20 protein-coding genes are annotated in these 24833 nt (G+C 57.0%); 15 read left to right on the top strand and 5 right to left on the bottom strand.

All coding sequences use genetic code 11. The features are described from left to right. Positions 1-71: 71 nt before the first annotated feature. Positions 72-3245, top strand: a complete 3174-nt coding sequence (locus ACHZCX_RS07825; protein WP_319586675.1) for an EAL domain-containing protein — start codon at positions 72-74, stop codon at positions 3243-3245. A gap of 132 nt (positions 3246-3377) precedes the next feature. On the opposite strand, the gene ACHZCX_RS07820 is transcribed toward ACHZCX_RS07825, so the two are convergent. After that, positions 3378-4445, bottom strand: coding sequence for an iron-containing alcohol dehydrogenase family protein (locus ACHZCX_RS07820; RefSeq protein ID WP_319586674.1), 1068 nt, complete (start codon positions 4443-4445; stop codon positions 3378-3380). A 223-nt stretch (positions 4446-4668) separates the two neighbouring features. On the opposite strand from ACHZCX_RS07820, the gene ACHZCX_RS07815 reads away from it, so the two are divergent. After that, a complete protein-coding gene (locus ACHZCX_RS07815) occupies positions 4669-5553 on the top strand; it encodes a DUF2971 domain-containing protein (RefSeq protein WP_319586673.1) in 885 nt (294 codons plus the stop codon). Positions 5554-5677: 124 nt separating this feature from the next. Here ACHZCX_RS07815 and ACHZCX_RS07810 read toward each other — a convergent pair whose 3' ends face one another. Continuing rightward, complete coding sequence (locus tag ACHZCX_RS07810) at positions 5678-6544, bottom strand: PfkB family carbohydrate kinase (RefSeq protein WP_319586672.1); 867 nt, start codon at positions 6542-6544, stop codon at positions 5678-5680. 71 nt (positions 6545-6615) lie between these two features. Here ACHZCX_RS07810 and ACHZCX_RS07805 point away from each other — a divergent pair, with 71 nt between their 5' ends. After that, positions 6616-6777 carry a hypothetical protein gene (locus ACHZCX_RS07805; protein ID WP_319586671.1) on the top strand — a complete coding sequence of 54 codons (162 nt, stop codon included), beginning with the start codon at positions 6616-6618 and terminating at the stop codon, positions 6775-6777. Positions 6778-6802: 25 nt separating this feature from the next. After that, entirely contained in the window at positions 6803-7387 is a 585-nt protein-coding gene (locus tag ACHZCX_RS07800) for a thioredoxin family protein (RefSeq protein WP_319586670.1), read from the top strand. Positions 7388-7517: 130 nt separating this feature from the next. Here the strand turns inward: ACHZCX_RS07800 and ACHZCX_RS07795 are convergent, their stop codons facing one another. Next, entirely contained in the window at positions 7518-8495 is a 978-nt protein-coding gene (locus ACHZCX_RS07795; RefSeq protein WP_319586669.1) for a diguanylate cyclase, read from the bottom strand. Between the two features lie 291 nt (positions 8496-8786). Here ACHZCX_RS07795 and ACHZCX_RS07790 point away from each other — a divergent pair, with 291 nt between their 5' ends. The 8 genes from ACHZCX_RS07790 (at position 8787) to ACHZCX_RS07755 (ending at position 20639) form a co-directional block, all read left to right on the top strand. Next, the gene (locus ACHZCX_RS07790; protein WP_319586668.1) at positions 8787-9113 is read left to right on the top strand and encodes a hypothetical protein; all 327 of its coding nucleotides are present in this window, start codon (positions 8787-8789) and stop codon (positions 9111-9113) included. A 386-nt stretch (positions 9114-9499) separates the two neighbouring features. Next, positions 9500-11437, top strand: a complete 1938-nt coding sequence (locus ACHZCX_RS07785; protein ID WP_319586667.1) for a KUP/HAK/KT family potassium transporter — start codon at positions 9500-9502, stop codon at positions 11435-11437. A 237-nt stretch (positions 11438-11674) separates the two neighbouring features. Continuing rightward, on the top strand, positions 11675-13453 hold the full coding sequence (kdpA, locus tag ACHZCX_RS07780; RefSeq protein WP_319586666.1) for a potassium-transporting ATPase subunit KdpA: 1779 nt from the start codon (positions 11675-11677) through the stop codon (positions 13451-13453). Positions 13454-13457: 4 nt separating this feature from the next. Beyond that, positions 13458-15524 carry a potassium-transporting ATPase subunit KdpB gene (kdpB, locus tag ACHZCX_RS07775; protein WP_319586665.1) on the top strand — a complete coding sequence of 689 codons (2067 nt, stop codon included), beginning with the start codon at positions 13458-13460 and terminating at the stop codon, positions 15522-15524. A gap of 28 nt (positions 15525-15552) precedes the next feature. Beyond that, complete coding sequence (gene kdpC / locus ACHZCX_RS07770; RefSeq protein WP_319586664.1) at positions 15553-16122, top strand: potassium-transporting ATPase subunit KdpC; 570 nt, start codon at positions 15553-15555, stop codon at positions 16120-16122. A gap of 111 nt (positions 16123-16233) precedes the next feature. Continuing rightward, positions 16234-17154 carry an MCP four helix bundle domain-containing protein gene (locus ACHZCX_RS07765; protein ID WP_319586663.1) on the top strand — a complete coding sequence of 307 codons (921 nt, stop codon included), beginning with the start codon at positions 16234-16236 and terminating at the stop codon, positions 17152-17154. A 111-nt stretch (positions 17155-17265) separates the two neighbouring features. Next, positions 17266-19947 carry a sensor histidine kinase KdpD gene (locus ACHZCX_RS07760; RefSeq protein ID WP_319586662.1) on the top strand — a complete coding sequence of 894 codons (2682 nt, stop codon included), beginning with the start codon at positions 17266-17268 and terminating at the stop codon, positions 19945-19947. Continuing rightward, the gene (locus ACHZCX_RS07755; protein WP_319586661.1) at positions 19941-20639 is read left to right on the top strand and encodes a response regulator; all 699 of its coding nucleotides are present in this window, start codon (positions 19941-19943) and stop codon (positions 20637-20639) included. The genes ACHZCX_RS07760 and ACHZCX_RS07755 overlap by 7 nt, the downstream gene beginning before the upstream one ends. A gap of 33 nt (positions 20640-20672) precedes the next feature. Here ACHZCX_RS07755 and ACHZCX_RS07750 read toward each other — a convergent pair whose 3' ends face one another. Further along, the gene (locus tag ACHZCX_RS07750) at positions 20673-21668 is read right to left on the bottom strand and encodes a multidrug resistance efflux transporter family protein (protein ID WP_319586660.1); all 996 of its coding nucleotides are present in this window, start codon (positions 21666-21668) and stop codon (positions 20673-20675) included. Beyond that, the gene (locus ACHZCX_RS07745) at positions 21665-22522 is read right to left on the bottom strand and encodes a class I SAM-dependent methyltransferase (RefSeq protein WP_319586659.1); all 858 of its coding nucleotides are present in this window, start codon (positions 22520-22522) and stop codon (positions 21665-21667) included. The genes ACHZCX_RS07750 and ACHZCX_RS07745 overlap by 4 nt, the downstream gene beginning before the upstream one ends. Before the next feature lie 414 nt (positions 22523-22936). Here ACHZCX_RS07745 and ACHZCX_RS07740 point away from each other — a divergent pair, with 414 nt between their 5' ends. The 3 genes from ACHZCX_RS07740 (at position 22937) to ACHZCX_RS07730 (ending at position 24619) form a co-directional block, all read left to right on the top strand. Further along, positions 22937-23434, top strand: a complete 498-nt coding sequence (locus ACHZCX_RS07740; RefSeq protein WP_319586658.1) for a universal stress protein — start codon at positions 22937-22939, stop codon at positions 23432-23434. A gap of 134 nt (positions 23435-23568) precedes the next feature. Further along, complete coding sequence (sodC, locus tag ACHZCX_RS07735) at positions 23569-24093, top strand: superoxide dismutase [Cu-Zn] SodC (RefSeq protein WP_319586657.1); 525 nt, start codon at positions 23569-23571, stop codon at positions 24091-24093. 181 nt (positions 24094-24274) lie between these two features. Then, positions 24275-24619, top strand: coding sequence for an FUN14 domain-containing protein (locus ACHZCX_RS07730; RefSeq protein ID WP_319586656.1), 345 nt, complete (start codon positions 24275-24277; stop codon positions 24617-24619). The last annotated feature ends 214 nt before the right edge of the window (positions 24620-24833 follow it).

Raw genomic sequence — 24833 nt, 5'->3', positions numbered from 1 at the left:
TTACCGCGGAAATATATCCAACTCCACGTTATCGCCCTGCATACCGTTCCTTGCCCCGGCGGGCAGAACTGTTGTTTGTTTTCTCACTGCTGGTTGCTTTCTTCCTCGTTGTCCTGGCTTCTGTGCCGATCTGCCATGCAGACGAACGGGCCGTGGAGACCGTCCGTTTGCAGCTCAAGTGGCGGCATCAGTTCCAGTTTGCCGGTTACTATGCGGCCATTGAACAGGGTTTTTTCCGTGAAGCCGGTTTTGATGTGGAGCTGTTGCCGGGAAAACCCGGCCTCAATCCTTCTGATGCGCTCCTTTCGGGGCAGGCTGAATTCGCGGTGATGTCGCCCTCCGTGCTGCTGGAGCGGCAACAGGGGCGACCCTTGGTGGTTGTGAGCGCTATTTTCCAGCATTCAGCCAATGTGATCCTGACCAAAAGAGACAAAGGGTTGTTGGCCCCCAAGGATCTGGTGGGCAAGCGGGTGATGATCACCACCGAAACCGATACGGAGCACCTGGCCATGCTAGCCAATGAAGGGGTGCCTCTCCAGTCGCTGCACGTCCAGCCGCACACCTGGTCCGTGGACGATCTCGTGACCGGCAGGGTCGATGCCCAGACCGCCTATTTGACCAACGAGCCCTATCTCCTGGGTAAGCAGGGGATAACGGCGGTATTGATCAAACCGGTTCAGTACGGCATCGATTTTTACGGTGACTGCCTGGTCACCACCGAGCATGAGGTGCGGGAGCACCCGGAACGAATCGAGGCTTTTCGCCGGGCGGTGCAGCGTGGCTGGCTTTATGCCATGGAGCATCCCGAGGAGATCGCCCGGTTGATCCTGGCCCGTTATTCCCAGGAGAAAACCCTGGAACATCTGTTGTTTGAGGCCGAAGCCATGCGGGGCCTGATCCGGCCGGAGCTGGTCGAGATCGGGTATATGAGCCCCGAGCGCTGGCGCCACATTGCCAACACCTATATCCAGTTGGGTCTGATGCCCCCCGGCTACAGTCTTAAGGGGTTTCTTTATGCCGAACTCCGCGAGGAATTGGCGGCCAGCAAGCAGCATACGCTGTATCTTGCCGGTGCTATTCTCGGGTGTGTCCTGGTTTTTGGGTTGGGCGGCGGCGTCATCCTGGTGCTGTTTAATAAACGTTTAAGCCGTGAAGTCGACAAACGCACAGCTGCTCTCGCCACCAGCGAACAGAAATTTCGTACTTTTTTTGAAATGGCCAGCGTCGGCGTCGCCCAGGTTGACGCCCGCAGCGGCAGGTTTCGTCAGATCAATAAGAAATACTGTGAGCTCGTCGGGTATTCGGAAGAGGAGATGCTGAACCTGACCTTCAGGGACATCACCCATCCCGAAGATCTCGAGCTTGATCGCCAGCAGCGGCGCGACCTGGTTGCCGGCACGATTGCCGAGTTCACGGTTGAAAAACGCTATCTGCATAAAAATGGCAGCGTGGTCTGGATTATTGTCACTGTCTCTCCCCTGTGGAGTCCGGGCGAGGAGCCGAGTTGCAGTCTGGCTGTGGTCCGGGATTCCACCAAAAGGAAGCTGGCCGAAGAAGAGTTGGTCTTTGCCGCCAAGGTTTTTGAGCATTCGATCGAGGGCATCGTCGTCACCGACAAGGACGGCAAAATCCTGCAAGTCAACCCAGCCTTCACCCTGATTACCGGCTATACGGCACAGGAATCGGTCGGCCAGAATCCGAGGGTACTGAAGTCAGACAGGCATGACGCTTCCTTTTATCAGGCGATGTGGGCGCAGCTGGCCAGCGAAGGGCAATGGAGCGGAGAAATCTGGAACCGCCGGAAAAGCGGGGAAATCTACCCGGAGTGGCTGACCATCAATGCGGTGCGCAATCCATACGGGCAGATCACCAACTATGTCTCCATTTTCCATGATATCACCGAGCTGAAACGGCAGCAGGATGCCCTTGAACATCAGGCCCAGCACGATGCCCTCACCGGCCTGCCCAATCGGGTTCTGCTCAATGACCGGCTGCAGATGGCCCTGGCCGGGATGAAGCGGAAAGAAACCAAACTGGCCCTGCTGTTTCTCGATCTGGACCATTTCAAAAATATCAATGACGGTTTTGGCCACACCGCCGGCGACACCCTGCTGGTGGAGTTATCCCGGCGTTTGAAAGAACAACTGCGGATCGGCGATACCCTGGCCCGGCAGGGCGGTGATGAATTTCTGATCCTCTTGCCGGAGATTGAGAGCGTTGAAGATGCTGGCCTGATTGCCACCCGGCTGCTTGCGAGCCTGAAAGCGCCGTTTTACCATGGGGAAATTGAATACTTTGTCACCGCCAGTATCGGTGGGACGATTTCGCCGGATGACGGCAACGATGCCGACGCTCTGATCAAGAATGCCGACATGGCCATGTACCAGGCGAAGAACCTTGGGCGCAACGCCTACCAGTTGTTCACGCCGGAGTTGGACGCCCAGGCGCATCATCGCCTTTCCCTGGAATCAAAGCTGCGTAAAGGGATTGAGCTGCAAGAGTTTGAATTGCATTATCAGCCCTTGGTGAGCAGCCGGACCGGGCATATCCTGGGTGCGGAGGCCTTGATCCGGTGGCGGCATGAAGGTGCGCTGATTTCGCCTGCCGAATTTATTCCGTTGGCCGAGGAATCCGGCCTGATTCTGCCTTTGGGGGAATGGGTGTTGCAGGCAGCCGCCGGGCAGGCCAAGAAGTGGCAGGAGGCCGGATATAACCTTGGGTTGTCGGTGAATATTTCATCGCGGCAATTTACCGGGCAGGATCTGGTCAAGCTGCTGCGTGAGGTCGTCGGCACGACCGGACTGGAACCGGGGCGGCTCTATTTTGAAATCACCGAGTCCATGTTGATGGGTGATATTGGCAAGGCGCAGAAAATTTTAGGGGAGTTGCGGGCGGAGGGCGGCAAATTCTATCTGGATGATTTTGGCACCGGGTATTCCTCGCTTTCCTACCTCAAACGGTTACCCCTTGACGGACTCAAAATTGATCGTTCGTTCATCCGGGATATCAGCACCGATGCCGACAGCAGGGCGATTGTCGCGGCCATAGTGTCTCTGGCCAAGACCCTGAATTTGGCGATTGTTGCCGAAGGGGTGGAGACAGAGGCGCAGTTGGGAATCCTGCAGGCGATGAGCGGGATGTTGATCCAGGGGTATCTAGCCAGCCGGCCGGTGCCGGCGGCCGAATTCGAGCGCCTGCTGCACCAGGGGCATGGACTGCTGTCCTGCCTTGCCGAGCCATCCTGAACAACAAAGGCCTTGTCCGTTTCAGCCATCGTTGATGAGCTGAAGCAGGCAAGGCCTTTTGGTGTGTGCTTCAACCATGGTCTTCCCGCAAAGGAGAAAACCATGGATCTTTTCACCGTGTTTTCTCGATGGTCACATCTTGCGGTAGAGTTCGAGCACCCGCTCCTTGGTCATGATGCTCTGCCAGTCCTTGCCAAAGCAGTTCTCCCACAGCGGGGCCAGGCCGAGGGCCACATTGGCCATTGTGTCCAGGGCCTTGTCGTCGAGCCCCTTGGTCAGGTTGCGCGGCAGCTTAATGTCGTGCTTGGCCATCATCTGGCGGAATTCTTTAACCCCCTCCGGATAGACATCTTCCAGGTAATCGAAGGTGATGCAGCAGCCGATGCCGTGGTGGGTGCCGAGCACAAACGACAGGCCGTAGGACAGGGCATGACAGGCCCCCACCTGGGAGTAGGCGATGGACATGCCGCCGAAGTAGGAGGCCATCATCAGTTTGTCATCTTTATCGGGGTGATCCTCGAGAAAGACCTGGCGGCAGAGCTCGATCGACTTCTCGCCGTAGGCGCGGCTGAATTCGTTGAGAAAGGTGCCTTCCAATGACTCGACATCATGGATATAGCAGTCCATGCCGGTGTAGAACCACTGGTCCTTGGGAACATCTTTGATCAGCTCCGGGTCGAGGAGAATCTGGTCGTAGAGGGTGTAGTCGGAGTTGATCCCCAGTTTTTTTACCGGACCGGTGAGGACGGTGGTGCGGGAGATCTCGGCGCCGGTGCCTGCCAGGGTGGGCACTGCCACATGGTAGACCGCTGGATTATTGATCAGATCCCAGCCCTGGTAATCAGCCGCTGTTCCGGGATTGTTGAGCATCAGCGAAACCGCTTTGGCGATGTCCATGGTGGCGCCGCCGCCGATGCCGATGATGCCGTCGGGTGTGCGCAGGTTGTAGGATCGGAGCTGGGCGGTCAGGTAATCGATGTAGTCGGTTTTGGGTTCATCATCGACATTGACTAGGAGCACCCTGTCGCCTTTTTGCAGCGGCAATCGACTTTCGAGTTCACGTCCCTTGAAGACATCGTCGAGGACAAAAACCATGTAGGACTCCGGAGCGACCCGTTTGGCCTGGAGGATATCGCCTAATTGATTGAAAGAGCCGCGGCCGAAAATGATCTGAGGGACTATTTTGAAATTTCTATACATCGGATATGGTACCTGGGTGAAGTTGGCAAGGGATGTTTGTGTCGGCCGCCTGCATCTGCGGCGTTCGGGGTGAAACGATCGCTGGCACGGTAAGAAAAGAGGAAACCCCTCAATTCCGGCATGTTAGAACGAAGCACATGTTTACCAGATGGCGGCGTAAATCTCAAGAATGATTTGGATGTCCGACCGGGGTTAGGCGGACAACATAGGACAAGGGTGAGTAATGAAGGAAATCGAGGCATTAACCAGGGAGCTGTACGCCGATATCCCGCTGGGCACCCTCTATCATTACACCACCTTCAGTGGGCTGCTCGGCATCGTCAGGAGCCGGGCGCTATGGGCCAGTGATATTCGGTACATGAACGATTCCGCTGAGCTGCGGCACACGGCGGACTTGATTAAAGCTGAGGTGGGCGAGCGGATCGACAGCGGTCACCCAAACTCCAGCCTGTTGTCACAGTTCGTTGACTGGGTGGCGTATCGGATTACCAGCGGATATATGCTTTTCGGCGCCTCTTTCCGTTCGCACGGCAACCTGCTCAGTCAGTGGCGGGGCTACAGCGCGCCGGGCAAGGGCGTCAGCCTGGGCTTCTGTCCCGAGTATATCCTGCGCTGTGCCGAGCGGCAGCAGTTCATGATCGGTAAATGCATCTATGAACCTTCGCGCCAACGGATGCTGATCCGCCAGGTGGTCGATGCGGTGGAAACGCTGGCGGCCGGGTTGACCGGCGGTGACCAGTCAGCCGCCGAGCGTTCCGCCCGCTACCGCGAGGCCTTTGCCGCCATGGAAACCGATCTGCTGCGGATCGCGGCCATCTTGAAGCACCCGTCGTTCCGCGAGGAAAAGGAGTGGCGCATTGTCTCGCCGGTGATTGCCAACACCGCCGATGCCCCAATCTTGTTCCGGGAAGGGCACGCCATGCTGGTGCCCTATATCGAATTCGGCATTGGCCTCAACGGTACGCCTCTGGCCATGGACCATCTCTACCTCGGGCCCACGGCGAACATCAATATCTCAATGCATTCGCTGAAGATGTTCCTGGAGCAGAACGGCATCGTTCCCAAACGCGGCATCGACTACTGCCAGATTCCCTTCCGGCAGCGGTAACTCTCGTACTGGGAAATTCGTTCTGTTTGTCATTTCGACCGCACGGGAGAAATCTCCAGACTCCTCTTATACGTTGGAAATGACAGAGGAAGAGATGAAGGCTGGCCAAGTAGGTTGCTGCGGATCAGATGAATTTTTCCTGTTCAATCCAAGCCCTGGTGCCGAGTGAGGTGCAGGAAAGGCTGGCCACCTCGCCGGCCCGTTCCAGGCTGAGCAGGAAATCGTTTTCCAGGATGTAATGACAGAAGGCGCCGTGGAAGATGTCGCCGGCGCCCAACGTATCCACCGCTTTGACCGTCATCACCGGCAATTCAGTGGTCTGGCCCTGGGTGTGGGCGATGATCGGGGCGCCGTCCTTGGTGATGGCGATGTTGTCGATGCCGTAATCCCGAAGGTGGGCGATGACACTGTCCGAATCCGTGCATCCAGGCGGGGTAAAGGCGCTGGAGCAGATCGCGTAATCGACCAGCGGCAGCAGTTTCTCCAGCCCTTCCTTCCAACTACCGCCGTCGAGGACCACCGGAATGCGCAGGGGCTTGGCCCAGTGGGCCAGTTGGGTCGCCTGGGGGAGGTAATAGCCATCGAACAGGAGAATGTCGGCATATTCGAGGGTACTCTCGTTGACGGCATCGTGCCGGAGTTTGCGGAGATCGGTATTGGAATAGACAACACTGCGCTCACCGGTGGAGAGATCGACAATGATGGCTGAAAGGATCGGGGGCCTTCTGGGTTGGTCGGTGCAATCGATCAACTGCACCTTGTGGTCGGCAAGGTCCGCCTTGGCGACATGGGCTAAGGGATGCTGGCCGAGGCCAGTAATCAGCGACGCTTCGTTGCCGAAAGCGGCAAAGGTGACGGCGGCATTGGTCGCCGGACCACCTGCATAGGCAAGTTGCCGTTCTGCCTTGAGTTTTTCATTGTTTTCAAGGTGGTGGGGGACATAGTATACGATATCGGCTGTTGCCAGACCGAGGAAGATGCCTTTTTGCATGGTATGGGTCACTGTGGGTGAAGAGAACGAAGCTGTACATATTTGCCATCAAAAGCATAATAGCCGGAATTATGGCAAAAAAAAGTATTTCCCTGAAAAAAAGTGCAATGGTCGATAAGGACCGAGTTTTGAGGGGAACCGTGGCGGCCGGTGCATCAACCAATGATGAGATGGTCAGGATGGATGTGGAAAGCTTGAACGAGGGCTGGACGGCGATTTTGTCTGCTCTTTGAACCCCAACTACAATGGAGGATAATTATGGTTTTAACCGCATCGACAATGCTGGAACTGGGCGCACAAGCACCCCCTTTCTCCCTGCCGGACACCACGGGGAAAACCGTTTGCCTTGACGATTTCAAGAATGCGGCAGGTCTGTTAGTGGTGTTTTTGTGCAACCATTGCCCCTATGTTAAACATGTGCAGTACGAACTGGCGACCATCGGTCGCGAATATGGGGCAAAGGGCGTCGCCATGGTGAGCATCAATGCCAATGACGCCGTAACCTACCCGGACGACAGTTTTGCGCGGATGGGCGACGAGGCCAGGAGGATCGGATATTCCTTTCCCTATCTGTACGACGAATCCCAGGAGGTGGCCAAAGCGTATCAAGCTGCCTGCACACCCGATTTTTTTCTGTTTGATCGCGAACAACGGTTGGTCTACCGGGGACAATTGGACGATGCCCGACCCGGCAAGACGACGACGGTGACCGGCAGAGATCTCCGCCGGGCTCTGGACGCCCTCTTGGCGGGGCAGCCGATCTCCAAGGAGCAGCAGCCAAGTATGGGCTGCAACATCAAGTGGAAAACCGGCAATGCGCCAAAGTATTTTTTGGGAGGTTGAAAGCTCGCAAAAAAATACAAAAGAAATGTTACGATAGGAAATCTTCTGTGTCCTCTTGAAGAGTCATGAATGCGGTATCCTGCTGGAATGATAGTGTTTGTTGCGACCAGCGTGGTAACGGTACCAGCGTTCAGTGCTGATCGATCGGCAAAAAACGGGAGGGGCGCTGATTGGTTTTCATTTCCGTAAAGGTGACAACGGCGTTTCTTCCCCTTCTTTTCGTTTCAAACAGGGCATGGTCGGCATTGCCGAGCAGGTCGACCAGGTTGCCGGCGTCATCGGGATACGAGGCCACGCCGCAACTGATGGTAATCTTGACGGCCAGGCCCTGCGAGGTGAGAAAGCGGTTGGCTGCAATCGCCGCTCGGATCTGCTCGGCGAGTAGTCCGCCCGCAACTCCGTCGTGCCGGGGCAGGACGACGACGAACTCATCCCCGCCGTAACTGACGCCGTAACTTCCCTTGGGGAGCATGGGCTTGATGACCGCAGCCAGTTCGGCAATGGCGCGGCTGCCATTGAGGTGGCCATGGGTGTCGACAACATGCTTGAACTTATCGATATCCATGAAAATAACGGTGACGGGCCAATCTGGATGCTTGTCGAGGTGTGCCTGCAGGGTTTGATACAGGTAGCGGGTGTTGTGGAAACCGGTGAGATCATCAATGAAGGACAGCTCGCGGTACCGGGCACGACTTGCCTTCAGGGCCTGCTGGGTCTTGCACAGCGCCAGGTGCGTTCTGACCCGAGCGAGCAGCTCTTCCTTGGTCGACGGTTTGATGATGTAATCCTGGGCGCCGGCCGAAAATCCGGCGACAATGTCATCTTTGTCGTCGCTGGCGGTGACGAAAATGACGGGGATGTCTGCGATCCGGGTGGTTTCCTTGATGATCCTGCAGGTTTCGAGCCCTGAGACGCCAGGCATATCAATATCCAGGAGGATCAGGTCCGGCAGGAGGGATTCCAGAATTTCCAGAGCTTGGCGGCCGCTTTCAGCTCGAGCCACTTGATAGCCGGCGCGGGTGAGCATCGCTCCCAGCAATTTGACGATGACCGGATTGTCGTCGACGATCAGAATGAGGTTATCGGCTATTTTCTCTTTCTTTTTCATGTATTCATAGTGGTGGAAAATAAACCGAAAGTCAAGATGACAGGTGGGGCAGACTTCCCGGTGTTGGGAAAATTTTTAATGATGCAATGGGATGCGCCAGGTTAAGGGCAGCACTGGGAAATGCGAGCGGTGTCCATCGAATTGGCTTCGGAAGCGGAGGAGTGAAGAGCGCCCGCCCTCTTTCTCCTTGATGGAGGAATGATTAAAATAGTCTTCAAAAAGACGCAGGTCTTCATGCCTGCCTTGGTGAAGTATTTCTTTCGGTGCCCCGATGCCAGGAGGAGGTGAGAAATGGTGAAAGCAACCATGCTTGTGTTAGCGTTCAGTGTGATGGTGATGTCCTCGTCTCCTTCGCCGGCTCTGGCGCATTATACCAGCGGTATCGAACCGGTTGGAGAGCGGACCGCCTCCTTTCTTGCGTCACCGTTCGTGGCGGCCTTTGATCCGGCACCTCTGACGTATCCGCCGCCGGTTTATGTGTCTCCTCCCCTGCCGCCGCCGGGTCTGTGCCGCTGGGAGCGCATCGTGCTCGACAACAACGGGCGGCCTGTTCTCGATCAAACCGGCAAGCCCGTGAAAGAGTACGCCATCGGTTCCTGCCAGCAGCCGCCCTATTAATTCCCGCCGGGCAGGATGGCTGTCTCTATTCCACTCCCCCTGGCCAAAAATACTGCCCGGCAGGCCTGGCGAGCTATGCTTTTTCCCGTTCATTCCATTTTTTCAATTCCCGCAACGCAGCGTGCTGCCCACAATTATTCATCTTGATGAAATCTTGATATCCTCCCTTCGCATCTTGATATTTTCTTTATACAGAAGATGCTACCATTGCCCCCGCGATGGGTCAACAGACGACTCGTTTGTATTTTTCCGCCCAATCTGACCTTTTTGAAACAACAAGCTCTTGCCTGCGGACGGACGCGAGGCTGTTCACGAAAGAGCAATTAATTATACCGTCCGGGTGAGGTTTCCTCCTCCTGTTCCTGGACTTCTGCAAGGAAAGTATTATGCAACCCATCGATCCCGCCAACGAGGTGGAGAGCGCCGCTCAAGCTCCGCAAAGCGGCGCTACACTGCCCTCCCCCGGAAAAGAACTCCCGCTGTTAGCAATGGCGGCCCTAGGAATTATTTACGGCGATATCGGCACCAGTCCGCTCTACACCATCAAGGAGTGCTTCACCGGAGCCCACGGGGTCACACCGACCGCCGCCAATGTCCTCGGAATTATGTCCTTGGTCTTCTGGTCGTTGATGCTTGTTGTCGGCCTGAAATATGTCGTGTTTATCATGCGAGCCGATAACAAGGGTGAGGGCGGCATTTTTTCACTCCTCAGCATGCTCCAAGGCCTGCAAATGAGTGGGAAACAGTGGTCGTTGCTCATGTTCCTCGCCGCTTTCGGTGCAGCCTTGCTCTATGGCGACGGGGTCATCACGCCAGCCATCTCGGTGCTGTCGGCGATAGAAGGGCTCAACATGGCCACCGATGCCGCAGCCAAGTATGTTGTGCCGCTCACCTGCCTGGTGCTGGTCATCCTGTTTGTTGTTCAGCGGCATGGCACCGCGCGCATCGGCACCCTGTTCGGCCCGATCATGGTGGTCTGGTTTCTGGTGCTCGGTGGGCTCGGGGTTGGTGCCATTGCGGGCAATCAGGAGATCCTTGCCGCCCTTGACCCTCGGCAGGCGATCTCCTTTTTTCTCCGCAATGGTCTGCATGGCTTCGTGGTTCTGGGAGGGGTGGTCCTCTGTATCACCGGTGGGGAAGCACTGTATGCCGACATGGGCCATTTTGGCCGCCTCCCTATCCGTCTCTCCTGGTACGGCGCGGTTCTACCCGGTCTAGTCCTCAATTACTTTGGCCAAGGGGCGCTGTTGCTGCACCATCCTGAATTGGTCGAGGTCAACCCCTTTTATGCCCTGGTGCCCCAGTCGCTGCTCTATCCCATGGTGGGCCTTTCGACCATGGCCACCATCATTGCCTCCCAGGCTATGATTTCCGGCGTCTATTCGTTGACCCAGCAGGCGATTCAACTGGGATTTACCCCGCGCATGCACATCGTCCACACCTCCGAGCAAACGAAGGGGCAGATTTACATGCCAACGGTCAACTGGATGCTGATGATCGCCTGCTTGTCGCTGGTGCTCGCCTTCAAAGAATCCACCCGGCTGGCGGCCGCCTACGGTATTGCCGTCACCGCTACTATGGCCATCACCTCCTTCATTTATTTCAAGGTGACCTCCATCAGATGGCAATGGCCCTGGTGGCAAAGTGCATCGCTGCTGGCACTCTTCCTGTTTTTCGATTGTTCCTTTCTGGGCGCCAATCTGCTCAAGATCACCGATGGCGGCTGGATCACCCTCTGCATCGCCGTCAGTATCCTGATTGCGATGATGACCTGGCGTGACGGCCGGGCCATTCTGGCTAAACACTACAGCCTGATGAAGATCCCGACCGAGGTGTTCCTTAAGGATATCGCCGGGTACAAGCCCCAGCGAATCAGCGGCACGGCGGTGTTTATGTCGATTTCTCCGGAAGGTATTCCCCACACCCTGCTCCATCACTTTAAGCATAATGAAGCCCTGCACGAACGAATCCTGCTGCTTTCCATTCTCGCGGCGGAAACACCAACCGTAGCCCTGGAGGACCGGGTCAGCATTGAGGATCTTGGTTTGGGCTTTTACCGCATCAAGGCACGATACGGTTTCATGGAGACGCCAGCACTGCCGGAGATTATAGAACTGCTCAGTGACAAGGGAATGCCTGTTGATATTTATTCCACCTCCTTCTACCTGGGGCGTGAAAACATGTCGGCCACCGGAACGGCACCCATGGCCCATTGGCGCAAGCTGTTGTTCATTTACATGTCGCGTAACGCCTGGAACGCCACCTCGTTCTTCAAACTGCCGCCGGATCGGGTGGTCGAATTGGGCAACCATGTTGAATTGTGAATTTTCTCTAACATTTCCAGGTCGTCCCATCGTAACCAGTGGTTACGAAAGCATGGGGCTCTCCCTTGCATGACCGCCCCCTCTTCTTGATGTTTAATTGATAGATTCCCCTGATGTCTTGAGCTTATCTTGATGTCAAAGGTGTTATAGATACGTTCAAGTGACATGGATCACGGATCCACCTGCAACCTCCATATGGGTTGAGGTGTTCGAGAACATCGTATCAGGAGTATCGCTATGAATGCCTCTGATTGGCTGCAAACAGGCTTTTTTTTCACAATCCTGCTCTTTCTGGTCAAGCCGTTTGGCCTTTTCATGGCCAAGGTCTATCAGGGCGATCGGACCCTGCTTTCGCCCCTCCTTGTTCCCTGCGAGAAGGTATTGTACCGGATCTGCGGGGTGAATAAAGATGAGGAGATGGGCTGGCAGCGCTATGCGGCCACCATGCTCCTGTTCAACCTCGCGGGTTTCGCAGTGCTCTTCGCCCTGCTAATCACGCAGCATCTGCTGCCCCTGAACCCGCAGGGCCTGCCGCCTTTTTCCTGGCAACTGGCGTTCAATACCGCGGTCAGTTTTACCACCAACACCAACTGGCAGGCGTACAGTGGCGAGGCCGTCGCCAGCTACTTCACCCAGATGGTGGGGCTCGCGGTGCATAATTTTGTCTCCGCCGCCACCGGCATGGCCATTGTCATTGCCCTGATTCGTGGTTTTTCCCGGCGTAAGAGCTCGTTTATTGGCAACTTCTGGGTCGACCTGAGCCGCGGCACCCTCTACATCCTGCTGCCGCTAGCGCTGGTTGCCGCGCTCATCCTGGTCTCCCAGGGGGTGATCCAGAATTTCAGCCCCTACCAAACGGTACCTTTGGTCCAGACCATCAGCTATGATAAGCCGCAAGTGGACGATGCGGGCAAGCCACTCCTGAATGCGAACGGTAATCCGTTAACTGAAACGGTGGTCGTGGGCGAGGTCAGCATCCCCATGGGCCCGGTCGCTTCTCAGGAGGCAATCAAGGAACTGGGCACCAACGGCGGCGGCTTCTTCAATGCCAACTCGGCTCATCCCTTTGAGAATCCAACCCCGCTCTCCCATCTGCTGGAGATCCTGCTCATCCTGCTGATCCCGGCCAGTCTCACCGCCACTTTTGGCAGCATGGTCGGCAATAGCCGCCAGGGCTGGACCCTGCTGGCGGTCATGCTCTTGCTCCTATTAACTTCTTTTGGCGTTCTCCAGTGGGCCGAGACCAGCGGTACCCCGCAACTCACCCAGTTGGGGATCGAAGGCGGCAATATGGAAGGGAAGGAGGTCCGCTTCGGTATCGCCGGCACCAGTCTCTTTGAAGTGGCCACCACCGCCACCTCCTGCGGTGCAGTCGCCGCCATGCACGACTCGCTCACCCCCATCGGCGGTCTGGTGCCCCTTTCGTTGATGCTGCTCGGCGAGATTGTCTTCGGCGGGGTCGGCTCGGGCCTCTATACGATGCTGGCCTTTGCCGTTATCGCGGTCTTTGTTTCTGGCCTGATGATCGGCCGGACGCCGGAGTACCTAGGCAAAAAGATCGAGGTGCGGGAGATGTGGATGGCGATCATTACCATTCTCAGCTCCGGGGTTATGGTACTGATTTTCTCGGGCATAGCCATGATCACTCCATCAGCCGTGGCCGCCATGGCCAATCCCGGTGCCCACGGTCTCTCCGAGGTGCTCTACGCCTTTGCCTCCATGGCCAACAACAACGGCAGCGCCTTCGCAGGCTTGAATGCCAGCGTCGATTTTTACACCCTGCTGGGTTCTCTGGCGATGCTGATCGGCCGTTACGTCCCGGCGGTGGCCATCCTGGCCATGGCGGGTTCCCTCGCCGGCAAAAAATACATCCCTCCCAGCCTCGGCACCCTGCCTACCGACAGGGCCCCTTTTGCCCTCTGGCTGACCCTGGTCATCCTCATTGTCGGCGCCTTGACCTTTTTCCCCGCCCTGGCCTTGGGACCAATCGTCGAACACCTGCTCGGAGGGCAGTAAGGCCATGTCGAAACATACTCCCCAACCCCAATCGGCCTTTGATAGAGAACTGCTGAGGGGCGCCCTGGTCCAGTCCCTGAAAAAACTCGACCCGCGCTCCCTCTGGCGCAATCCAGTCATGCTGGCGGTTGAGATCGCCAGTTGCATCACCCTGGTGACCTTCGTTCTCTCGCTGACCGGAGCCAATCGCGAACCTGTCTGGTTCACCGGTACCGTCTCCATTTGGCTCTGGCTAACGGTGATTTTCGCCACCTTTGCCGAGGCTCTGGCCGAGGGACGCGGCAAGGCCCGAGCCGCAAGTCTGCGCCAGTCGCGCACCGACGTCGTCGCCAAACGCCTCGCCGGACCAGATTTTGCGAGCCCCCAGGCCAAGGTCGGGGCCAGCGAACTCCACAAGGGCGATTATATCTTGGTGGAGGCGGGTGAGCTGATCGCCGGAGACGGCGAGGTGGTGGCTGGAGCGGCTTTGGTCAACGAGTCGGCGGTCACCGGCGAATCGGCCCCGGTGGTCCGTGAATCGGGGGGAGACCGCAGCGCGGTCACCGGCGGCACCACGGTCATTGGCAATGCCGTCATCATCAGGATTACCGCTAATCCCGGCGAGACCTTTCTCGACCGGATGATCTCTCTGATCGAGGGGGCCAAGCGCCGCAAGACCCCCAACGAGGTGGCATTGGAGGTCTTGCTGATTGCCCTCACCCTGGTTTTTCTCCTGGTCTGCGCCAATATCAGCCCGCTATCCATCTACAGCGTTGCCGCTGCCGGCCAGGGCAGCCCGGTATCGCTGACCATTCTGGTGGCCCTCTTTGTCTGCCTGGCACCGACCACCATTGCCGCACTTTTACCCGCTATCGGTATCGCCGGTATGGACCGCCTCTTCCAGAAGAACGTCATCGCCCTCTCCGGCCGGGCCATTGAGGCTGCCGGCGACGTCAACGTCCTGCTGCTTGACAAGACCGGGACCATCACCCACGGCAATCGGGAGGCGGTGGCCTTTGTGCCGGTGGGCGGGCACACGGAGCGGGAAGTGGCACAGGCGGCGCTGATGGCCTCGCTCGGCGATGAAACCCCGGAAGGGAGGAGCGTGGTGGCCCTAGCCGGGCAGCAACAGGATTTGCGGCTGGAAGTGCTTCCCGCCAGCGCGGTAACGATCCCGTTCAGCGCCGACACCCGTCTCTCCGGGGCCGATGTTGACGGCGTGATCTATCGCAAAGGCGCGGCCGACTCCATCGTCGCCTTTGTCCGCAAGCAAGGCGGCACCGTCCCCAAAGACCTGGAAGGGAAGGTCATTGCCATTGCCCACGCCGGGGCGACCCCGCTAGCGGTCTGCCGGGGCGCTGAAGTTTTGGGCGTGATTAACCTGAAAGATATTGTCAAAAGCGGCATCCAGGAACGCTTTCAACAACTCCGGAGGATGGGAATTAAGACCGTGATGATCACCGGCGACAATCCGCTGACCGCTGCTGCCATCGCTGCCGAGGCCCAGGTTGACGACTTCCTGGCCCAGGCCAAGCCGGAAGACAAACTCCGTCTGATTCGCGAAAACCAGGAGGCCGGTTTCATGGTGGCCATGACCGGCGACGGCACCAACGATGCCCCGGCCTTGGCCCAGGCCGATGTGGCCGTGGCCATGAACACCGGCACCCAGCCGGCCCGCGAGGCAGCCAACATCATCGATCTGGACAGCAACCCGACCAAGCTGCTGGATATCGTCGAGATCGGCAAGCAGATCCTGATGACCCGGGGCAACCTGACCACCTTCAGTATCTCCAACGATATTGCCAAGTACTTTGCCATTATCCCGGCGGCGCTTGTTTCCATCTATCCGCAACTGGGCGCACTGAACGTTATGCAGTTAGCCAGCCCCTATAGCGCGATTCTGTCAGCGGTCATTTTTAATGCCATTATTATTCCGCTCTTGGTGCCCTTAGCGTTGAGAGGGACCAAGTTCCGCCCGATGCCAGCCGAGAAACTGCTGATCTTCAACCTGATGGTGTATGGTGTCGGCGGCATCATCGCCCCTTTTATAGGCATCAAGGTCATTGACCTGGGCATCGGTTTATTGATCTGACTCCAACCAATGATGAAGGATTCAAGTCATGAAAGAAATACGACCGGCACTGCTCATGCTCCTCCTGTTCTCTATTGTCTGCGGCGGCATCTACCCTGCCGTTGTCACCGGTTTGGCTCAAGCACTCTTCCCGCATCAGGCCATGGGCAGCTTCATCACCGGCAGCGCGGGAAAGGTGGTCGGCTCCGCCCTCATCGGCCAGCCGTTTTCCGATCCCAAATATTTGTGGCCGCGCCCCTCGGCTACTGCTGATTTTTCCTACAATCCGCTGGCCTCCGGCGGCTCTAATGCCGGGCCGACCAATCCCTACTACCAGAAAACGGTTGACGAACGGATGCAATGGTTGCACGCTGCCGGAGTGGGTGGACCGGTTGCTGCGGACTTGGTCCAGGCATCGGGCAGCGGTCTTGATCCTCATGTCACGCCGCAGGCCGCAAAGAGCCAAATCCATCGCATTGCCCTGGCACGTGGCCTGAGTGATGAAAAGGTCGCCAATATCATCGCCGCTCATCTCGAAGACCGCCAATTTGGGTTTATGGGGGCACCGCGGGTGAATGTTCTGGCAGTCAATGTGGAGTTGGACACAATGATACGATGAGAGGTTTTCCAGCACCGACGACAGGCCTTCCCGCTGCCCGCAACGCTGCACCAACGTGCTGCCGGAACAAGGAAGAATCGGATCTTTTCAATTGAATACGTGGGGACGAATATGCAGTTTGCAAACAAGAAGGAACAAGTCGCTTTCATGGTGGGAATTGGCATAGCCGTTGCAATCGTCCTTTTTGCCGTCATGGCAAAACAGAACGGCGATTCACCCTCCAAGAACAGTCCCTATGAGAACACCCTTGAAAAAAAGAGAATACTCTCCCAGATGCGCATCGATCTGCTCAAATCTGTAGAAATGGAGAAGAATGCCGTCATGGCACTCACCGATCAGGAATCTATCGATTTTGCCAACCAATCGCGCGCTGCCTCGGCCACGGTGGGCCAGAACCTGAACATCCTTCGTTCACTCGTTGACGCCATTCCCTCGCCGGATGAGCAGAAGCTGATGAATGAGTTCACCACCTGTTGGGCGGAATTCGGCAAGCTCGATCAGGTGATTTTGGAACTCGCGGTGGAAAACACCAATCTCAAGGCGGCAGCCCTTTCCAGGGGGAAAGGGGCCGAAACGATGCAGAAATTTGAGCAGGCCCTTGAATATATTCTCCAATCTTCTCCAGGGATGCAGGACGAAAGCCGGATTGCCGGACCGGTCTCCCGCGCCCTGATCGCTGGTCTCAAAATATACAATCTGCACAGTACCCACATCGCCGAGGCCATTGATGAGAAAATGGACCAGATTGAGGCGCAAATGAAAACGGAGGAAAACAATGTTGCCGATTCTCTCGCTGTTCTGAGTGACCTTGTGGGCGCAGAGAGCCTGGAGGCCGTGTCGCAGGCAAAAACAGCTTTTGCCGAATTTGCGGCAGTGACCGCCGAGGTAATGCAACTGTCGAGAAAAAACAGCAATGTCAAATCGATGGAACTTTCGTTTGGCAAAAAACGTCGAATCGCGGCGCAGTGCGATACGGTGCTGGCTGCTTTTCAAGAGACGGCGCACAACAAAACCTACAAGGCAACCAAGTAGAGTGAATCGTCACGCCAGCATGATGATGAACCCTTGCCTTGTTTGATTTATGATGCAGTGGAGCGAGAAAAGAGTGCAGAGCCTCACCCTTGATTGGGACCAGGTCATCTCATGAGCCTGCCCCAGGAAGAGATGCGTCCATCGCCGGAAGCCATGCTCAAAGCTGCGCAGGCAGATGAAAAGGGGAAGCAGCGCGGACGATTAAAAATATTTTTGGGCTATGCCGCCGGTGTCGGCAAAACTTACACCATGCTGGAGGCGGCCCGGCAGCTCAAGGCGGAAGGCCGCGAGGTGTTAGCCGCTTATGTCGAATCCCACGGCCGGGCGGAAACCGGTGCCCTGCTCGAAGGTCTGGAGGTGTTGCCCAAAGCCCGCTGCACCTACCAGGGGGTGGCACTGACCGAACTGGACCTTGATGCAACCCTGGCAAGAAAGCCCGAAGTGGCGCTGGTCGACGAACTGGCCCATACCAATGCACCCGGCTGCCGCCATGAAAAGCGCTGGCAGGATATCGAGGAACTCCTTGCCGCCGGCATCGACGTGTTCACCACGGTCAATGTCCAGCATTTCGAGAGCTTAAACGACATAGTCGCCCAGGTCACCGGCATACCCATACGGGAAACCGTTCCCGACAGCCTTCTGGATCTGGCGGCGGAAATCATGCTGGTTGATATTCCGCCCGAGGCCTTGCTGCAACGGTTGAGCCAGGGCAAGGTCTATATTCCGGAACAAGCCTCTCTCGCCGCAAAAAAATTCTTCCGGCCCGGCAATCTCATTGCCCTGCGGGAACTGGCGTTGCGCCGGACTGCTGCCCGGGTCGACGATGAAATGCGGACCTATATGGAGACCCGGTCCATTGTCGGCCCCTGGCCCGTGACCGAACGTCTGCTGGTCTGCGCCAGCGGCAGCCCGTTTAGCGAGCAACTGATCCGGACCACCCGGCGTCTGGCCGACGAACTCAAGGCCCAATGGTTCACCGTCTATATCGAAACGCCCCGCCTGGCCAGGGAACAGCAGGAAAACCGGGAGCGGGTCTGGCATGATCTCCGCCTGGCCGAAAGCCTAGGCGCCGAGGTGGCGACCATCACCGCCTCTTCGGTACCCCAGGCGATCATCGAGTACGCCATCCGTCACAATGTTACCCGCATCGTGGTCGGCAAACCCACCAAACCCCGTTGGCGGGAACTGTTGCGGCCGCCAATCGTCGATCAGATCATCCGTCTCAGCGGTTCAATCCACGTCCATGTGGTCAGTTTTAAACAAGAAACGATACGGCAAAAAAGCCCAGTCGTGCCGCCGCCGAAGAGAGGCTCTTGGCCGGACTATTTGGTGAGTCTGACCTTGGTTGCCGCGGCGACCGTTCTTTCCTCCCTAGTGCGGCCCTATATTTCGCCGATCAACCTGGTCATGGTCTATCTGCTGGCGGTGGTTTTGGCTGCCGTCCGGTTCGGTTTGAAACCGGCCATCCTCACCGCTGCGTTCGGGGTGCTGGCCTTCGATTTTTTCTTTATCATGCCCCGGTGGAGTTTTACTGTCGCGGACACCGAATATCTGTTCACCTTTTTTGGTCTGTTTATTGTCGGTGTGGTCATCAGTACCTTGGTTGCCAAGGGAAAGGTGCGGGCGGAGGCTCTGCGGGAACGGGAACTGCAGACCGAGAGTCTCTATTACCTCAGCCGCGACCTGTCCGTGGCCATCGATATGGACTCCATCCTGGTGGCGGTGATCAAGAACATCGGCGAGTCTCTGCATGCCCATTTGGCAGTGTTGATCCCGCAGGATGAGCAAATACGCATTGCCGCCATCAGTAACGGATTGACCCTCGATGAAAAGGAGCTGGCCGTGGCCGACTGGGCCTTCCGTAACCGGCGGCCAGCAGGCAACGGCACGGAAACGCTCAGTTCAGCCAAACTCCTCTATCTGCCCCTGCTCACAACCGGTCACGCTTTTGGGGCGTTGGGAGTTTCCTTGCAGGGCGCATCGGAGTATTTTTCTCCTCACCATCGCCGCCTCCTGGATGCCTTTGTCGCCCAGATTTCCCTGGCCATGGAACGGGTGCATTTGGCTCGGCAGGCAGAACAGGCCCAGGTTCTGGAAGCGCGGGAGTCGTTGGAGCGAGCCTTGCTGAACTCCATTTCCCACGATCTGCGAACTCCCTTGGTCACTATCATCGGTGCCTTGAGCAGTCTCCGTGAGGGGACGCTGCAGATCTCTGACCGGCAAAAACAGGATTTATTGAACGGTGCCTGGGACGAGGCCGAGCGGCTGAACCGGTTTGTCGGCAATCTGCTCGACATGACCCGGCTGGAGGCGGGAGAAATGCGGATCAACAAGGAACCGTGCGATGTCCAGGATTTGATCGGCACCGCCCTGACCATTCTCGATCAGAAATTGGCCGGACGAGATGTGAGCGTGCAACTTGCCGAGGGGCTGCCCTCGGTCGGTATGGATATGGTTCTGATGACCCAGGTGCTGGTCAATCTGCTCGACAACGGCTTGAAATATTCGCCCCCGGACAGTCCCCTGGAAATCACCGCTGATATCGATGCCGACCATCTGGTCCTGAAAGTCCTTGACCGTGGTCCCGGAGTGCCTGAGGATGACGTGCAGCGGGTGTTTGAAAAATTCTATCGTCTGCCCGTTCCGGAAGGGGTCAGTGGAACGGGACTGGGATTGTCCATCTGCAAGGGCATTGTCGAGGCCCATCAGGGAACAATCCGCGCGGAAAACCGGGTGGGCGGCGGATTGTGCGTCTCCTGCCTGCTCCCTTTGTCAACAGGAACGAAATGGTAACGGAAGCACATCCACAGCGGATACTGATCGTCGATGACGAACCAGCCATCCGCCGGTTTTTGAAAACTGCCCTTGCGGACGGCGAATTTGCCCTCTTTCTGGCGGACAACGGCCATGCCGCGCTCGCTGCTGCCGTGACGGTCAAACCGGACGTCATTTTGCTGGATCTGGGTTTGCCCGACCTGGACGGCGTCGAGGTCATCAAAAGGATACGGCAATGGTCACAGGTGCCGATCATTGTCCTTTCCGTTCGCGATCGTGAGGCCGACAAGGTTAAGGCGCTTGATTCGGGGGCCGACGACTATCTCACTAAACCCTTCGGCGTCAGCGAATTGCTCGCCCGGATCCGGGTGATGCTGCGGCGCTCCGTGCAGCAGATGCCGGAACCGGTGATCAGGATCAACGAATTAGAGGTTGATTTGGCCCGCCGGTTGGTGCTCTTGCGCGGCGAGGCCGTTGCCCTGACGCCCACGGAGTACGAACTGCTCCGTCTGCTGGTCACCAATGCCGGCAAGGTGATGACCCATCGCCAGATTCTCAAGCAGATCTGGGGTGCCGCTTATCTGGAACAGCCGCATGTCCTGCGGGTCAACATCAGCAATCTCCGCCATAAACTCGAAAACGATGCCTCGCGGCCACGCTACATACAAACCGAGTCAGGTGTGGGGTATCGGTTCAAAAGTGAAGCGTGAGGCTGTGCAAAACTCTCCTCAAGAGCCGTCGATTTATTCGTGCTCATGGCGGACAAAGGCAATCAGTCCGAGGATGGTGATGGCGATGCCGACCAGGCCGACGGTGTTGGGCAGGATGGCGTGAAGAAAGAGGATCTCCCCGGCCAGGGCGAACAGGACTTCGCTCGATTGGGTGGCATCGACCGCGGCCAGTTTGCTCGCGTTATCGGCGCGGCTGCGGGCGTGGAGGAAGAGGGTAGTGGCGATAACACCGGAAAAGAGGGCCACCAGGCCAGTGTTGAGTAACTGGCCTGAAGAGGGTAATCCTGCATCGGTGCAGGGATAGAGCAGCAACCAGAAGGGCAGGCTGCCGGCCGAGAGGAGAAAGACCTTGGTGAAGCTGTTGGCCAGGAGCGCGGCATCGATTTGAGGTAGCCATGGTCTGCCGCGCTGGGCCTCCCAGACCAACTGATTGCCCAAAGGATAGCAGAAGGCGGCGATCAGCACCGGCAACCCGCCCAGCAGCAGAGGGTGAAGGTTGGCGGTGCCGGCGTTGCTGAGGTTGACCAGCACCACTCCGGCAACAACCACCAGCGCGTAGAGCCAGATCCGTTTGGCGAAGCGGCCGCCGAAGCACTTCAGGACAAACAGGGTGGCGATGATGGTCAACTGCCAAGTGGTGGCGACTACCCATCCGGGGGCAAAATCGGCGGCGAAGCAAAGCAGCGCGTAAAAGCAGCCAAAACCGATGGTGCCGCTGAGCGTCCAGAAGGGCCAGTGACGGCTCCATTCTCCCAGCACCCGCCGGAAATAGGCGGGTCCCTTGCACACCGAAAGTCCGATACCGAGCAGCACCACCATGTAGAAATAGCGGAGCGCGGCCGACCAGTACCAGTGGCCGTTTTCCAGGCTCATGGCCCGATTGAGGACAAAGGTGGTGCTGAAAAAGAGCCCGGCGGCCAGGCCGATGAGCATAAGGCGGATCATGCCGGTCCCGGATTGAATTGCCGGCTCATTGTCCACTTCCTTGGCGAATTTGATCCCATTCAAACGCGTGCATGCATGATGTGTGAGAGCTTGCCAACTCTCAATCCATCCGTCCGGCCCTTGAAGTATCTGGCATCCATTTTTTCCGGTGCCATATCCACAACCTGTCCGAATCCCATCTCGCGCAAATTTCTCTCCAGCAGCAAAGGCTCAAAGAAGGTCTGAAAGGGTTCTCCAGCAGCGGCCACCCGTTGCGCTAATCCATCAAAAATATTCCGTGCATTCGGGCTCAGCATGGACGGTGGAATCATATAGTCAAAAACAATGCTGCAGCCGGCCGGCAATGAAGCCACGAATCGCAACGTGGCCTCAATCGCACTGCTCGACAAATACATGCTTACACCCAGCCAGGAGAAGAATGTTTTTTTGTCGAAAGCAAATCCGGCTTTTCCCAAGCCGTCTGGCAGCGTCTGGGTTTCAAAATCGATCGGCGCAAAGGTGAGATTTGGGGGAACCAGTATGTTGGCCTCCTCAAGACGCTTGTGCTTCCACTGCTGGGTGGCGGGATGGTCCACCTCGAAGACCCGCAACCCATTGTTGAGACCAGGATTTCGGTAGGCGAAGGTATCAAGCCCGGCACCAAGAATGACCAGTTGACCCACGCCTTGTTCTCTGGCCACGCGGAATTCGTCTTCAAGGTACTGGCTGCGTGCAGCCAAGGAGGCACGGAGCACACGGGATAGAGGCGTTTCCGCCAGCCACTCCTGACCATATTCTGAGAAAGTCCCGGTGGCGTCCAACCCTAAGAGGCGAACCGCCAGCGGGTCGTCAAATATCTTGGGTTCATCGAGAAGTTGATGAGCTGCGCGGCGCAGAGCAACACGCAAGGCTGTTTTGCTTGGACAGTTCTCTTCCATAAAGCGTCCTCTTGAAAGGGTACACTTCAAAAAGTACCTTAGTCAAAGGCAGTTCAACTGATAAAATCAGTTAAATAATCGAACTTACAAAGTAAAGATATTTTTCCGTGCCGCCTGTTGTAAATAATCGGGTTTGAGGGGGCCAAGGTGCGAAACCCGGTCAATGCTTCAGTCCTTCATCAAACCTTGGTCAGTCCGGTCTCGCGTTTTTCCAATGAAGCATTGTTCTTTGGAACTATTAGGTGAGCCTTATTGACTGTCCTCCGCAACGGTCTTATCTACTAGGAGTAGTGCTGTAACACGTTTAAACTCCGCAAGGAAATTGCAACAAGGAAGTCTGGTCACGCTGTTGCATGAAGAACCCTTTTTCATTTGCGTCCAATCTGGAAGGTCTACTCGACAAGGAGGTGTACCATGCTGGAAATCCGCAACATCCTCGTTCCCATAGATTTTCATGAACATTCAGGGGCTCTGGTCGATTTGGCCCTTTTTATAACCCAAAAGCTTGGGGCTGCACAAGCGACCTTCATTCATGTCATGCCGCAGCTCCCCGATTATAGCGATTATAAACCCGATACACTCGAGCAATTGGAAGCGTCCTTCCTCGCGCATGCAGAGAGCAAGATGACTGCCTTGATGGAGACAGTGAAAGGCCGGGCGCACGGTCTTGACGGCGTCGTTGTCAGCGGTGAGACGGCCGAGGCTATCCTCGCGTATGCTCGAGAGCAGCACGTTGATCTCATCATCATTGCCACCCACGGCTCCCAGGGCATCGAAAAGGTGCTGCTCGGTAGCGTAGCGGAACGGGTAATCAAAGGTTCGCCTTGCCCGACGCTGGTTTTCAACCCGTTCAATAAAGAGCGGGGATATGAGGTGTGCAAACCGCTGAGTTCGTGCGTGCAGTCGGTCTGACGGTAGGAGTTTGTTGACGATGAGCAGCGTTACAGATGCCGCAAGGCGTGGCATGGGGGCCGACAGGCTTTTTGCGATGGCTCGGTACGCCTGATACAAAGGAAAAGCTCTTTAACCAGGAAAGGAGAAACGCTATGAAACCCCACTACAAAGTACTCGCTGCAGCGGCCATTGTGTTGCTGTATGGAACGGCTATGGCAGACATCACGGTTCCCATGAATATGGCGGATGAGAAAGGGACCGGGGGTGCCATCGGTCAGATTGTAATCAGCGAAACGTCGTATGGCCTCGTGTTCACCCCTGCGCTCACCGGCTTGCCCCCAGGGCTGCACGGCTTTCATGTCCATGAAAACCCGAGTTGTGGCCCCATGGAAAAGGACGGCAAGATGGTGCCCGCCCTGGCTGCTGGCGGCCATTACGATCCCACGGGCAGCAAAAAACACGGTTTGCCCTGGGGTGACGGCCACCTGGGCGATCTCCCAGCACTGACTGTTGATGCTTCCGGCACGGCGACCAACCCGGTCCTGGCGCCTCGGCTGAAGGTGGCTGATGTCAAGGGGCGCTCCCTGATGATTCACCTGGGCGGCGATAACCATGCGGACCATCCGGCCCCCTTGGGCGGCGGGGGTGCGCGACTGGCCTGCGGTGTGATTCCCTAAATCCGGTCGATGGGGTGCGAACCGGATACCGGGGCGCACCGTTCGCACCCTTGGGCTTGAGCATGGAAATCATCTTGACCTGGGCCTGGGATTGGGGGTTTAATGCCCCGGATCGAGGTCTCGGGTGTCCGGGGCCTGCACGCACTCAACCCCAGTTCCCGAACCGGTCAGAGGAAACGCCATGACCAAGCCCGTACCCGATCCAGCCTCGCTGGATTTCTTTTCTGCCGCCTTTCTCCTGCCCAACATCGGTGCGCCTTTTCTTGTCGGCCTGGCCGTGGGTTACTTTGCCAAGAAAGTCCTCAAGTTGGCCTTGTTCATAGGCGGTGCAGCAGTGGTCTTGCTCTTTGTCGGCGAGTACTATGGCGTCACCCAGGTCAACGATCAGGCTCTGCACCAGTCCGCCCAAGCCGCCGCCGATCTGGCCAATCAATCCGGCAGCTTCCTTTACAACCGGTTGTCCCAGCTCACCTGGAAGGGCGGCAGCGCGATAGCGGGTTTCCTGGTTGGCTTGAAGCTGGGATAAGACGCCACCTCTGTTGTCCTTTCGAGGAGCGCAGTGACGAGAAATCTCTAATTGTCTCGAGATTTCTCGCTGTTCTCGAAATGACCGCAAGCAAAATCTGAAACAAAAAACATCACAGCCTCTAAGCGTGAAAGGCGCTGGCACCGTCAGGTGGATGTCAAAAGCCATTGCCGCTGAGCCGGGCGGCGGGGTGCGGAACTGGATGAAGGGGCAA

This window comes from uncultured Desulfobulbus sp., assembly GCF_963662935.2.
GTDB lineage: Bacteria > Desulfobacterota > Desulfobulbia > Desulfobulbales > Desulfobulbaceae > Desulfobulbus.
This window is presented reverse-complemented; position numbering and strand designations above follow the sequence as displayed.